The following is a 12,352-nucleotide window of genomic DNA, read 5'->3' on the forward strand; positions in this document are numbered from 1 at the left end:
CATGGCGGAGACGACAAAGATCCGCTGAAACACCGAGTCAACAGAGCCACCTACCCTTCTGATTTTTCTAGGGTTCTTCTCCAAGGAGCCTTGGCAGACCGGAGCCCTGCGGCCAGGAGTAGCGGCTGGCGTTTCCTTTTCATTCACCAACCTTTTCTATAAGCAGGGAGCTTGATGACATGATGGGGCATCGGGCGCGATCTGCCATGAGGCGGCACTGCGACACGGGAAGTTTCGACCAATGACCTTCAAGACAAAGGCGGCGCTCGTCGCCCTGATGACCGGATGCACACTCCCGACACTGGGGGTCGGCACCGCCGACGCAATGACCTTGATGGATCTCTTCCGCCGCAAGAAGCCGGTCGAAGAGATGCAGGTTCTGCCGGGGCTCGAGCCGCAGGCACCGGCTGCCGCCCCCCGCGAGCGCGCTGCCGCAGCGCCGGCACCGCGGGTCACCGGTCCGCAATACTATACCTACAAAGCCGAAGCGCTCCGTCGCATCGAGACCGACAAGCTGGTCGACCCCTTGGTCACCGGTTCCTTGCAGGCAGGCGGGGTGACGACCGTTTCCACTGGCTCCGATGCCACCGCGCGGCCGCTGATGGGCGCCGTCAATGCCTATGCGCCGGCCGAGATCGCCAAGGTCATCGAAGACTATTATGGCCGTGTCGATACGCTGATCTGGGTGGACGGGCAGGGGCCGAACGCCAAGGCACGCGCCGCCCTCGACCTTCTGTCGAAGGCGGATGAGATCGGGCTGAATTCGGCGGATTACCGCGTCGACCTGCCGGCCATCGATCCGACAGCGGATGCCGCGACGCGCGAGACCGCCCTCGTCTCCTTCGAGATCCGGCTGACGGCGGCCGTCCTGTCCTATGTCCAGGACACCGTGCGCGGCCGGATCGATCCGAACCGGATCTCCGGCTATCACGATTTCGCGCGCAAGCCGGTCAATCTGGCCGGCAAGCTCCGCGTCATCGCGGCCAGCAACGACATCGCCGCCTATCTCTCCACCCAGACCCCGTCCGGGCCGGAGTTTACCGCGCTGCGCGCCGAGCTGAAGCGCCTGTCCGAACGCGAAGGCGAAAGCACCAGGATCACGATTGCCCCCGGCACGCTCCTGAAGCCCGGCATGTCCGATCCGGAGCTCGCCAATGTCGTTGCCGGCATTCGCCAGAAGGGGTCGGATGAACTCAAGGCCGCGCATGCGGCAACTCTGGCGACCTATCAGGGCACGCCGGTTTATACGCCGGATCTCGTCGCCCTCGTCGAAGGGTTCCAGAAGGAAAATGGTCTCAAGCCGGACGGCGTCGTCGGCAAGGCGTCGATCCGTATCCTGACGGGTGGCGACAGCGCGGACGCCAAGATCGAGAAGTTGCGGATCGCCATGGAGCAGGCCCGCTGGCTGCCGGCCGATCTCGGCCAGCGCTACGTCTTCATCAACCAGCCGGCCTACACCGTGTCCTATCACGACAAGGGCATCGAGCAGTTTCAGATGGGCGTCGTGGTCGGCTCCAAGTCGAACCAGACCTATTTCTTCGAGGACGAAATCCAGACCGTGGAGTTCAACCCCTATTGGGGCGTGCCGCAGTCGATCATCATCAACGAGATGCTGCCGAAGCTGCGCAGCGACCCTGGCTATCTCGACCGTCTCGGCTATCAGGTCGAGGTCGGCGGCAGAGCCGTCTCGTCCTATGATGTCGACTGGTACGGCTCCACCAAGGGCGTCTCCGTCCGCCAGCCGCCGTCGGATGACAATGCGCTCGGCGAGCTGAAAATCCTCTTCCCGAACGCGCATGCGATCTACATGCATGACACGCCGTCGAAGAGCTTCTTCAAGCGTGACATGCGCGCGCTCAGCCATGGTTGCGTGCGTCTTTCCGATCCGCGCCGCATGGCGGCTGCCGTGCTCGGCACGTCGGTCGAGGATGTCGCCAAGCAGATCGCCGGCGGCCGCAACAAGGGTGTCACCGTTCCGCAGCGCATCCCGATCTACGTCTCCTACTTCACCGCCTGGCCGGACAAGACCGGCACCGTGCGCTATTTCGACGACGTCTATGACCGCGACAGCTACATGCTGAAGGCCATGGCCGCCACCGACAAGGCCCGCCGCACCGAGGGCTAACCCCGATCGACACGGTACTCCACGCACAGGCCGCGCTCTTGAGAAGAGCGCGGCCTATTGCTTGGCTTGCCCTTCTGTCCTGTTTCAGGCTGCGGTCGTTGCGGTCGGTCCCTTCAGCCTGACGATGACGATCATCGGATTGGCTTCGGACCGCTCGACATCCAGAATACCACAGGCCTCGGCCAACTCGCTCAGCTGCGAGTGGCCGAAGGTGCGGCAGTCGAATTCCGGATGCTGCTTGGCGAGCAGCATGCCGACTTGGGACAATGGTGCACACCCATGTTCGTCGGCCGATGCCTGCACGACGCGGCGGAGCGTAGCGAGGGCGGCTTTGGTCAGCTTTCGCTTTGCGAGCGTGCCTGATCCGGCTTTTTTTGTTTGGCCGGGCTTCGTGGCAGACGTGGACTTCGCCTGCATGTCGCCAACGAGGTTGGCTCCCAACGAGAGAGGAGCAGAGCCGGCGAGGGTGTCGACGCGCAGTGTCTCGAGGTAGATGAACCGGTCGCAGGCGGTCACGAAGGGGCGCGGGGTCTTGCAGCCGCCGAACCCGTAAACGGGAAGACCTTGTTCACGAATCCGCACAGCGAGCCGTACGAAATCGCTGTCGCTGGAGACAAGACAGAAGCCGGAGAAGCGGTTGCTGCTGAGCAGATCCATCGCATCGATGATCATGGCGCCATCGGTGGCGTTCTTGCCCGTCGTGTAGGCGAATTGCTGGATCGGTTGGATCGAATGTTCAAGCAGACAGTCTTTCCAGCCTCCGAGATCCGGCTTCGTCCAGTCCCCATAAATGCGCTTGACCGTCGGCGTGCCGTAGCGGCGCACCGCGTCAAGAAGATCGGCAATGTATCTGGGTGATGTATTGTCACCGTCAATTAACAGAGCCAACCTCTCCGGCTGCATCATCCGATCTTTCTCCGCGCGAGCTATTTCTCTCGTTCACGCAGAGTATCATCGACCTCGGCTTTGGCGAGGGAAACCTTTCGCCTTTCCGACTTGCTTGGCTTCTTGCTTAACCGTCTGCAGGGAACTGTGGCGCGTCTGGCGGGATGAGGTAGAAATCGCCCTTGTCGGCGCAAAAGATGTGTTTGGCGATGGTGAGGCCTGAGGGGGTGTCGAAGAGGCCGGCCATGATCGAGATGTCGCTTCGGCCATCGGCCTGCCAGAAGAGGGCCGAGCCGCAGGTCTGGCAGAAGGCGCGCCGGGCCGTCGGGCTCGAGCGGTACCAGCGGATCGCTGCGTCGCCGTCGATGACGAGATCCGCCTGCGCTGCATTGGTCGCCGCGTAGTAGAGACCCGTCTGGCGTCGGCATTGCGAGCAATGGCAGGCGGTCACGTCCCGCAAAGGCCCTTTGACGACGATGCGCACAGCGCCGCACAGGCACTGGCCCTGATGGTGATGGTCCGGCATGCGTCCTCCCGACATGATAACGGGCCGAGGATCGATCCCCGGCCCGTGTCTGTCAAACGCAGGATGCTGAGCGCAAGGATCAGCCGGGCTGATGGCTCAGCCGGCGGCTGCCAGGCGTTTCTCGTCGCGTCCGCCCTTCATCCGCTCGGCGAGCAGGAAGGCCAGTTCCAGTGCCTGGTCGGCATTCAGCCGCGGATCGCAATGGGTGTGGTAGCGATCCCCGAGATCGGCGCCGGAAAGCGCGCGGGCGCCGCCGGTGCACTCGGTCACGTCCTTGCCGGTCATCTCGATATGGATGCCGCCCGGGTGGCTGCCTTCCGAGCGGTGGATCTGGAAGAAGCTCTCGACCTCCGACAGGATCCGCTCGAAGGGGCGGGTCTTGTAGCTGTTCAGCGTGATCGTGTTGCCATGCATCGGGTCGCAGGACCAGACGACCTTCTTGCCTTCGCGCTGCACGGCGCGGATCAGGCGCGGCAGGTGCTCGGCCACCTTGTCATGGCCGAAGCGGCAGATCAGCGTCAGGCGCCCCGCCTCGTTGGCCGGGTTCAGGATGTCGATCAGCTCGATCAGGCCGTCGGCGGTCATGGACGGGCCGCATTTCAGCCCGATCGGGTTCTTGATGCCGCGGCAATATTCGACATGGGCATGGTCCGGCTGGCGTGTGCGGTCGCCGATCCAGATCATGTGGCCGGAGGTGGCGTACCAGTCGCCGGAGGTCGAATCGATGCGCGTCAGCGCCTGCTCGTAGCCGAGCAGCAGCGCTTCGTGGCTGGTGAAGAAATCGGTTTCGCGCAGCGACGGGTTCGTCTCCGGCGTGATACCGATCGCCTTCATGAAGTCCATCGTCTCGGAGATCCGGTCGGCAAGCTTGCGATACCGCTCGGCCTGAGGTGAGTCCTTGACGAAGCCCAGCATCCATTGGTGCACATTATCCAGATTGGCATAGCCGCCCATGGCGAAGGCACGCAACAGGTTCAGCGTCGCGGCCGACTGGCGATAGGCGTTGATCTGGCGTTCCGGATCGGGGATCCGCGCCTTCTCGGTGAACTCGATGCCGTTGATAATGTCGCCGCGATAGCTCGGCAGCTCGATCTCGCCCTGACGCTCGATGTTCGACGAGCGGGGCTTGGCGAACTGGCCGGCGATGCGGCCGACTTTGACGACCGGCTGCTGAGCGCCGAAGGTCAGCACGACCGCCATCTGCAGGAAGGCGCGGAAGAAGTCGCGGATCGTGTCCGCGCCATGTTCGGCGAAGCTCTCGGCGCAATCGCCGCCCTGCAGCAGGAAGCCGCGGCCCTCGGAGACGTTGGCCAACGCCTTTTTCAGGTTGCGTGCCTCGCCGGCAAAGACCAGCGGCGGATAGGTGGCCAGCTGGCCTTCGGTCGCCTCGAGTGCCGCCTGATCCGGATAGTCCGGCACCTGTTGAATGGGCTTCTGCCGCCAGCTTGCTGGTGTCCAGTTCTGTGCCATGTCAATCGCCTTTCGCCCGGCTTACTCCCGCCGGTCTCAACACGGCGCCGTCCGGGGCGCCATTTAGGATGCGGGCTTATAAACCTTCACGGCCCGCTTGCAAAGCCCGAGCCTTCGGGTGTCTCGGCCTCGCCGCGCCGGCCCACGGCAGTCGGGCGGGGCCGCGCCGGGCCGGGGTCGACGTCCTAGACCCGCTCGCCGTTCTTGATCCGGTAGGAGGGCGTGTACATGGTGACGAGTTCTTCCGCCGCGGTCGGATGGACGGCCATGGTGCGGTCGAAACTGTCCTTGGTGGCCCCGGCCTTGAGCGCGACGCCCAGGAGCTGCGCCATCTCGCCCGCGCTCGGACCGAACACATGCGCGCCCAGAACCTTGCGGTCGGCGGCATTGACGACGAGCTTCATGATCGTCTTTTCCGTGCGGCCGGAGAGTGTCGCCCGCATCGGACGGAACTCGGCGCGATAGATCTCCAGCTCGTCGATCTTCGCGGCAGCTTCCTCCTCCGTCATGCCGACGGTGCCGATCTCGGGCTGGGAGAAGACGGCGGTCGGGATCAGGTCGTGGTCGGGGGAGGTCGGGTTGTTCTTGTATTCGGTCTCGATGAAGCACATGGCTTCGTGGATGGCGACCGGCGTCAGCTGCACGCGGTTGGTCACGTCGCCGATCGCGTAGATGCCGGGCGCGCTGGTGCGGGAGAAGGCGTCGACGATGATCGCGCCCTGGTGGTCGGTGCGGATTCCGGCGGCCTCCAAGCCGAGATTCTCGGTGTTTGGCGTCCGGCCGAGCGCCAGCATCACCTGATCCACCTCCAGCGTCTCGCCCTTCAGCGTCTCGACGCGGCGGCGGCCGTCCGGCAGCTCCGAGACCGCATGGATGATGTCCTCGCAGAGAATGCGGATACCCTTCTCGACCATGGCCTTGTGCAGGCCTTCGCGGAGATCGCGGTCGAAGCGGGAGAGAATCTCCTTGCCGCGATAGATCAGCGTCACCTCGACGCCGAGGCCGTGCAGAATATTGGCGAACTCGACGGCGATATAGCCGCCGCCGGCGATCAGGATCGAAGCCGGCAGCTCGGGCAGGTCAAAGACCTCGTTGGAGGTGATCGTCAGCGCATGGCCGGGCAGGGCATCATGCGGGGCTGGCCGGCCGCCGACCGCGATGACGATTCGCTCGGCCGTGACGATCTGCCCGGTCGAAACCAGTTTGATCTGGTTGGCGCCCACGAGTTCGGCCCGGGTGTTGAGAATGTCCGCACCGGCATTGGAAAGGCCCTTCTGATAGAGGCCTTCGAGGCGCGTGATTTCGGCTTCCTTGGCCGCAACCAGCTTGTGCCAGTCGAATCGGGTCTCGCCCACGCTCCAGCCAAAGCCGGCCGCGTCCCTGAAGTCGGTCGAGAATTCCGAGGCATAGACATAGAGCTTCTTCGGCACGCAGCCGCGGATGACGCAGGTGCCGCCGTAGCGAAATTCCTCGGCGATCGCGACCTTCTTGCCGAGCGACGCCGCCACGCGGGCGCTGCGCACCCCGCCGGAGCCGCCGCCAATGACGAAGAGATCATAGTCAAAGCTGGGCATGGCGGGCTCCGGAGGCAGGATGAGGGAGGAAGACCCCGCAGACCTGCGGGGGTGCGGACGTGCGGGTCCGGCCAGAGATATAGGGTTCCTTGCCCGCAAATGGAAAGCCCCCCGCAACGGCTGTCGCGGAGGGCTTGCATGTCGTCGATGACCGGCTCGGCTCTTACTGCGCCGGCGGCGTGGTGGCCGGGGCCTGACCGGCTTCGCCGGCCGGGGGCGCCAGGGTCGTTTCGAGAGCCTTGGTGGTGGCCGAGGTCAGGTCGCGCGAGACACCGGCGGCCCAGATGTCGGCGGCCTTGAGCATTTCGCGCGAGGCGATCGGCCCGTCGTTCAGGAGCTTCTTGCCGGCGTCGGAGGAGTAGAAGGCGGTGATCGCGTTCAGCTGCTCGACGGTAAAGGTCTTGGCGTAGATGGTCGCCGCTTCGCGCTCCAGATCGGCGCGGCGGGCGGCGAGTTCGAGCGCCTTGGAATCGACCGTGGTGCTGATCAGGTCCTGATAGTTGGGCGAGGACTGGATCAGGCTGCCCTTCAGCCGTTCGGCAAGGTTCGGCAGGATGTTGTCGAAATTGTTCGTCGCGCCGATCGCGGTGATGGCGGCGCGGGCAGCCTTCAGCTGGTCCTCGGTCACCTCCTGGGCCTTTGCGGCAGGGGCCAGCGCAGCGGCGAGGAGAACGGCGGCGGCAAAGGTGCGGCCTGCAAACTTGATCATTAAAAGAAGCTCCTGTTCGTTGTCCGGACGGATGGCGCGGTTCGGCGCCTCTCCTCCTCGATCCAAAATCACTCTGCGTGGTGCGCGCCTACCGCTCGCGTGCCGACATGCTCCTCGCACCCGTCGGTCCGGCGATGATGGCAAGCGTCGCGACGCCGATGAATAGCCCGTGCTCGACCACGCCTGGGATGGCGTTGAGCGCCCGCGCGAGCGCATCTGCATCAGGAATACGGCCAAAAGATGCATCGAGAATCAGATGGCCGCCATCGGTTTGAAAGGGTTCCTCCGCCCCGCCGCGCAGCGCGATCGCACCGCTGAGGCCGAGCCGGCTGGCGGTCTTCTCGATGGCGATACGGGTCGCATTCAGCCCGAAGGCGTTGACCTCGATCGGCAGCTTGAAGGCGCCGAGCGTATCGACGACCTTGCTCTCGTCCGCAATGACGATCATCCGCGAGGAGGCGGTCGCCACGATCTTTTCGCGCAGCAGCGCGCCGCCGCCACCCTTGATCAGGTTAAGGTCGGGATCGACCTCGTCGGCGCCATCGATCGTGAGGTCCAGTTCCGGCAGCTCGTCGAGCGAGCGGAGCGTGATGCCGAGGTCGAGGCAGAGCCGGGCGGTCCGCTCCGAAGTGGGCACGCCTTCGACGCGCAGGCCGCCCTCGACGCGTTCGGCGAGCAGGCGAATGAACTCCTCCGCCGTCGAGCCGGTGCCGATGCCGAGGCGCATGCCGTCCTCCACATGCGAAAGCGCCGCCTCGGCGGCCTTGATCTTCATCTGGCGGGCATCCATCGCGCCGCGTGCTCCCACGATATCCTGTCTCTCGGGTCATGGCCCGGTGGCGACGACGTTTACACGGCACGGTGCAGGAGCGAAAGCCCCCGCAGGCCGCCTTCCGTCCGCTGAGGCTCTAGCACGGGGTGCAGGAGATGATTGCTTTTTCGAAGGTCATCCCGTAACCCGCAGCAATCAGTGACGCGGATCCGCAGCGGTCCGTGCCCGAGCAAGGAGCGCCCCGCTTGATCCCCACTTCCCATATTGAAACGACGGGCGGCATCTCCCCGGTCACCGTGGTCTTCGATCTCGATGGAACACTCGTCGATACGGCGCCCGATCTCGTGGCGAGCCTCAACCATGCCGTGACCCAGGCCGGCCTCGAGCCGGTCGATTACGATGACCTGACCCATATTGTCGGCCATGGCGCCCGCGCCATGATCGAGCGCACCTTCAAGCTGCGCGGCAAGCCGCTCGACGAGGACAGCCTCGACTGGCAGCTCAAGACCTTCATCGCGCATTACCATGAGACGATGCCAGGCAATTCGCATCCCTATCCGGGCATTCTCGATGCCATGGACCGGCTGCAGGCGGCCGGTTTCCGGCTCGCGGTCTGCACCAACAAGCTGGAGGGTCTGGCGCGCACCTTGCTGGAGCGCCTCGACCTCGACGGCCGTTTTGCAGCGATCACCGGTGGCGATACGTTCGATGTTCGCAAGCCGCATGCCGAGCATCTGCTGGCCACCATTCGTCTCGCCGGCGGCGTGCCGGAGCGGGCAATCATGGTGGGCGACAGCCTCAACGACGTGCTGGCCGCGCGCAATGCGCATGTGCCGGTGATCGCCGTTCCCTTCGGCTATTCGAATGTCGGCGTCGAGACGCTCAACCCCGATGTCGTCATCACCCATTTCTCCGAGCTGACGGTTGCGCTAATCGACGAGCTGCTGGCGCGCTAGTCGCTCAGTCTCGTCTCGCCTCTGCGGCGTCCAGACGGCTGTGCAGGCGGGCGATTTCCTCCTGCAGGCTGGCGATCTCGCGCAAGAGCACGGTGTCGATCTTGTGGTGAAGCGAGATCAGCTCCACCTCGGACTTCAGGTTGACCTCGTAATCCTTTGCGGCATCCAGTCGATCCTTCTCGGCCTGCCGGTTCTGCGACATCATGATGATCGGGGCCTGGATGGCGGCGATCATCGACAGCACGAGATTGAGGAAGATGAAGGGGTAGGGGTCGAAGGCCTCTCGCCCGAGCATCAGCGTGTTGAGCACCGCCCAGACGACGAGAAAGGCGAGGAATGAGAGGATGAAGCTCCACGAGCCGCCCACTCTGGCAATCTGATCGGCCAGCCGGTCGCCGAAGCCCTGCGTGGCGACGAAGGTGGCGTTCGTATCCTCCGAAACGGTTTGCTTGAGATGCGCATTGCTCAGAACCCGGCGCTCCACGGCGCCAAGCGCGGCGAGCGGCTTGTTGAACAGGCGGCGGGAAATCTCGTCGATCTGGGTCATGGCGGCAGGTCCGGAGCGCCCGGTTCGGTGGCAAGGTCGCTGCGGATCGGGGTGCGCTCTGCCGGTCCTGCGGCCGCTGTTCCTTAGTCCCTTGCAGGATTGCCGCCAAGCCGCTTCCTCCGGGCGGGACCGGCCGTTCTGGCCGGCATTCACACGTCGGCGTTGCGTAATTTACGACTTATTCAGTGCGTGCCGCCTAGAAGGAAATTGCACGATGTGCCGAACCGGTCGGCAACTGTGCCATGACGGGACATCAGGTCCTCTCCGCTCTCTTCCGTTCACGCGTTGCGATGACCGTGCTCATCGCCGGAGCTCCGCCATGTCCTTTCGCAATCTCTCCATCCTGAAGAAGATCGGCCTCGTGGTCCTGGTTATGGGCGCCTCCTCGGCGACGATCGCTGCCGTCGGCGCGCGCGGCATGGCGTCGCTCGAACAGAGCATGGTGGATGTTGGCGCCCGCGAAGAGGTGGCGCGCGAAGCGATGGATCTGCGGGTCGACATCATCGCCATCAGCCGCATGACCTACCAGCTCGCCGCCGCGCCGGCCAAGGCCGAAGACTTCCGCGCGGAGGCGGAGAAGCGCAGCGGCGAGATGCTGGCCCGCCTGCCGAAAATCGAAGCGGTGGCCGATGCGCAGGAGCAGGCCATGCTGGCGACCATTCGCTCGAAGCTCGAAAGCTACTTTGGCGCGATCCGGGCGCTCGTCGATGTCGCGGCCGCAAAGGGGAACGACGCGGCGGCGGTCGGCGCCGCGCTCGGCACCGCGCTTGACGGGCAGAAGGCGGTCACCGCCGCTGTGAAGGAGTATTCCACCTATTCCGGCGAGGCGCTCGCAGAGGCGCGCACCAGCGCGCTGGACAAATCGCGCCTGGCGATGCTGGTCCAGCTTCTGGCCGCGGGCGGAGCCTTGCTGCTGGGGGCCGCCGTCAGCCTGGTCGTGGCACGGCGGGGGATCGTCGGGCCGGTCCGCGATCTGACCGGGGTGATGAGCGCGCTCGCCGAAGGCCGTCTCGACGAGGATGGCACGACCGATACGGCGCGGAAGGACGAGATCGGCGAAATGGCCCGCGCCCTCGATGTCTTCCGCCGCAATGCAAGGGCGATGCGGGATATGAAGGCGCAGGAGGCGGCGCTGCAGGCCGCAAGCGGCGCGCTGCAGTCGAGCATCGCCGACGTCGTCGCCGCCGCCGTGGCCGGCGATTTTTCCGGTCGCATCACCCGCGACTACGGCTCCGCCGACCTCAATCGTTTCGCTGCCAGCGTCAACGAGCTGGTGTCCAGTGTCGAGAATGCGACGACGGAGCTCCGCCGCGTCATTGGCGCCCTCTCGGACGCTGATCTGACGCAGAGCATGAACGGTCATTTCCAGGGCGCCTTCGCCGAACTGCAGTCCAATATGAACGCCACCATGGTCACGCTGCGTTCGACCATGGACAGCGTGCGCGGCGCTGGAACCACCATTTCGGACAGTTCGTCCGAATTGAGCGCCGCTGCCAACGATCTGTCGAAGCGCACCGAACAGCAGGCGGCGGCGCTGGAGGAGACGGCTGCCGCACTCGACGAAATCACCGCGACCGTGCGCACCTCCTCCACCCGCGCCAACGAGGCGCGCAGCATGGTGCGGGAAACCAAGGACAGCGCCGCCCGGTCCGGCCAGATCGTGCGCAGCGCGGTCGATGCCATGGGCCGCATCGAGACCTCCTCCAGCCGCATCGGCCAGATCATCGGGGTCATCGACGAGATCGCTTTCCAGACCAACCTTCTGGCGCTCAATGCCGGCGTCGAGGCAGCCAGAGCCGGCGAGGCGGGTCGGGGGTTTGCGGTGGTGGCGCAGGAGGTGCGCGAGCTCGCCCAGCGCTCGGCCAATGCCGCCAAGGAAATCAAGACGCTGATCTCGGCCTCGGCCGCGGAAGTCGAAGGCGGCGTCTCGCTGGTGCGCTCCACGGGGGATGCGCTGGTCGAGATCGAGGATCTGGTCAACCGGGTGAACGCCCATGTCGAAAGCATTGCCGAGGCAGCGCGGGAGCAGGCGATGGCACTCGGTGAGATCAACACCTCCGTCAACCACATGGACCAGATGACACAGAAGAATGCGGCGATGGTGGAGGAAACGACGGCGGCCAGCGAGACGCTTGCCGATCAGAGCCGGCAGCTTCAGGATCTTCTCGCCCGCTTCCGCCTGGACGAGCGGATCGACCGGCAGCACCGTCGCGCCGCGTGACGTTCGTCCGCCGCTAAGCCGCGTGACCACCGACAAACGAAAAGGCCTCCCGCGAGGGAGGCCTTTCCACGTTCCGAGGGGGAACAGCTTACTGGATGATCTGCACGACCTTGCGCGAGGACGGCTCGACGATCACGCGCTGGTTGCCGACGACGGTGTAGGCGTAGTTCGGCTCTTCCGGGATCGGCTGCAGGACGACGGTTTCCGGCAGCGGCTCGCCGACGGCAATGCTGCGGTCCACGACGACGGTCTGGGCCGGGGCCGGGGCCTGCTGGACATAGGTGACGACGCGCTGCGACGGCGGATCGATGGCGGTGCCGGCAACGGCGCCGATGGCACCACCCACGACGGCGCCGACCGGTCCGCCAACGACGGCACCCGTGGCTGCGCCACCAACGAGTCCGGTGGTCGTACCGCCGTCAGCGAAGGCGGCCGGTGCGAAGGCGAGGGTGGCAATGGTAAGGGCAGGGATAAGCTTTTTCATGGTTCGGGTCCTTGGTTAGTAATGGCCAACCAATGCGCGGTCCCGCCGGAATGTTCCAAACGTACAGAGGAGGATGCCTAAAA

The 12,352-nt window shown here is 65.0% G+C and carries 11 protein-coding genes; 3 read left to right on the forward strand and 8 right to left on the reverse strand.

Translation table 11 applies throughout. From position 1 onward, the window contains the following. The first annotated feature begins 241 nt into the window (after nucleotides 1-241). Entirely contained in the window at nucleotides 242-2,125 is a 1,884-nt protein-coding gene (locus tag U8330_RS08185) for a L,D-transpeptidase family protein (RefSeq protein WP_323104702.1), read from the forward strand. 84 nt (nucleotides 2,126-2,209) lie between these two features. Here U8330_RS08185 and U8330_RS08190 read toward each other — a convergent pair whose 3' ends face one another. The 6 genes from U8330_RS08190 to rpiA all read right to left on the reverse strand — a co-directional run bounded on the left by U8330_RS08190 (nucleotide 2,210) and on the right by rpiA (nucleotide 8,079). After that, nucleotides 2,210-3,031 carry an NYN domain-containing protein gene (locus U8330_RS08190; protein WP_323104703.1) on the reverse strand — a complete coding sequence of 274 codons (822 nt, stop codon included), beginning with the start codon at nucleotides 3,029-3,031 and terminating at the stop codon, nucleotides 2,210-2,212. A gap of 106 nt (nucleotides 3,032-3,137) precedes the next feature. Further along, nucleotides 3,138-3,536, reverse strand: a complete 399-nt coding sequence (locus tag U8330_RS08195; protein WP_323104704.1) for a GFA family protein — start codon at nucleotides 3,534-3,536, stop codon at nucleotides 3,138-3,140. A 96-nt stretch (nucleotides 3,537-3,632) separates the two neighbouring features. Beyond that, entirely contained in the window at nucleotides 3,633-5,006 is a 1,374-nt protein-coding gene (locus tag U8330_RS08200; protein ID WP_323104705.1) for a class II 3-deoxy-7-phosphoheptulonate synthase, read from the reverse strand. A gap of 185 nt (nucleotides 5,007-5,191) precedes the next feature. Beyond that, nucleotides 5,192-6,580: a glutathione-disulfide reductase gene (gor, locus tag U8330_RS08205; protein ID WP_323104706.1), complete on the reverse strand. Its 1,389-nt coding sequence runs from the start codon at nucleotides 6,578-6,580 to the stop codon at nucleotides 5,192-5,194. Nucleotides 6,581-6,743: 163 nt separating this feature from the next. Then, nucleotides 6,744-7,289 carry a DUF2059 domain-containing protein gene (locus U8330_RS08210; protein WP_323104707.1) on the reverse strand — a complete coding sequence of 182 codons (546 nt, stop codon included), beginning with the start codon at nucleotides 7,287-7,289 and terminating at the stop codon, nucleotides 6,744-6,746. Nucleotides 7,290-7,377: 88 nt separating this feature from the next. Continuing rightward, nucleotides 7,378-8,079 (reverse strand): ribose-5-phosphate isomerase RpiA, encoded by a 702-nt coding sequence (gene rpiA, locus U8330_RS08215; RefSeq protein ID WP_323107230.1) that lies wholly within the window; start codon nucleotides 8,077-8,079, stop codon nucleotides 7,378-7,380. A gap of 263 nt (nucleotides 8,080-8,342) precedes the next feature. Between rpiA and U8330_RS08220 the strand changes: the two genes are divergently transcribed. Then, a complete protein-coding gene (locus U8330_RS08220; protein ID WP_323107231.1) occupies nucleotides 8,343-9,017 on the forward strand; it encodes an HAD family hydrolase in 675 nt (224 codons plus the stop codon). A 4-nt stretch (nucleotides 9,018-9,021) separates the two neighbouring features. Here U8330_RS08220 and U8330_RS08225 read toward each other — a convergent pair whose 3' ends face one another. Next, entirely contained in the window at nucleotides 9,022-9,564 is a 543-nt protein-coding gene (locus U8330_RS08225; protein ID WP_323104708.1) for a DUF1003 domain-containing protein, read from the reverse strand. 319 nt (nucleotides 9,565-9,883) lie between these two features. On the opposite strand from U8330_RS08225, the gene U8330_RS08230 reads away from it, so the two are divergent. Then, on the forward strand, nucleotides 9,884-11,785 hold the full coding sequence (locus U8330_RS08230) for a methyl-accepting chemotaxis protein (protein ID WP_323104709.1): 1,902 nt from the start codon (nucleotides 9,884-9,886) through the stop codon (nucleotides 11,783-11,785). An 88-nt stretch (nucleotides 11,786-11,873) separates the two neighbouring features. Here U8330_RS08230 and U8330_RS08235 read toward each other — a convergent pair whose 3' ends face one another. Further along, nucleotides 11,874-12,269: a DUF1236 domain-containing protein gene (locus U8330_RS08235; RefSeq protein WP_323104711.1), complete on the reverse strand. Its 396-nt coding sequence runs from the start codon at nucleotides 12,267-12,269 to the stop codon at nucleotides 11,874-11,876. Between the last annotated feature and the right edge of the window lie 83 nt (nucleotides 12,270-12,352).

It is taken from the genome of Rhizobium sp. CC-YZS058, from assembly GCF_034720595.1.
In the GTDB taxonomy this organism is placed as follows: domain Bacteria; phylum Pseudomonadota; class Alphaproteobacteria; order Rhizobiales; family Rhizobiaceae; genus Ferranicluibacter.

What these genes read in the sequence shown, in the direction of transcription:
- U8330_RS08185 (WP_323104702.1), top strand. Translation starts at nt 242, where the DNA reads ATGACCTTCAAGACAAAGGCGGCGCTCGTCGCCCTGATGACCGGATGC.
- U8330_RS08190 (WP_323104703.1), bottom strand. Translation starts at nt 3,031, where the DNA reads ATGATGCAGCCGGAGAGGTTGGCTCTGTTAATTGACGGTGACAATACA.
- U8330_RS08195 (WP_323104704.1), bottom strand. Translation starts at nt 3,536, where the DNA reads ATGCCGGACCATCACCATCAGGGCCAGTGCCTGTGCGGCGCTGTGCGC.
- U8330_RS08200 (WP_323104705.1), bottom strand. Translation starts at nt 5,006, where the DNA reads ATGGCACAGAACTGGACACCAGCAAGCTGGCGGCAGAAGCCCATTCAA.
- gor (WP_323104706.1), bottom strand. Translation starts at nt 6,580, where the DNA reads ATGCCCAGCTTTGACTATGATCTCTTCGTCATTGGCGGCGGCTCCGGC.
- U8330_RS08210 (WP_323104707.1), bottom strand. Translation starts at nt 7,289, where the DNA reads ATGATCAAGTTTGCAGGCCGCACCTTTGCCGCCGCCGTTCTCCTCGCC.
- rpiA (WP_323107230.1), bottom strand. Translation starts at nt 8,079, where the DNA reads ATGGATGCCCGCCAGATGAAGATCAAGGCCGCCGAGGCGGCGCTTTCG.
- U8330_RS08225 (WP_323104708.1), bottom strand. Translation starts at nt 9,564, where the DNA reads ATGACCCAGATCGACGAGATTTCCCGCCGCCTGTTCAACAAGCCGCTC.
- U8330_RS08230 (WP_323104709.1), top strand. Translation starts at nt 9,884, where the DNA reads ATGTCCTTTCGCAATCTCTCCATCCTGAAGAAGATCGGCCTCGTGGTC.
- U8330_RS08235 (WP_323104711.1), bottom strand. Translation starts at nt 12,269, where the DNA reads ATGAAAAAGCTTATCCCTGCCCTTACCATTGCCACCCTCGCCTTCGCA.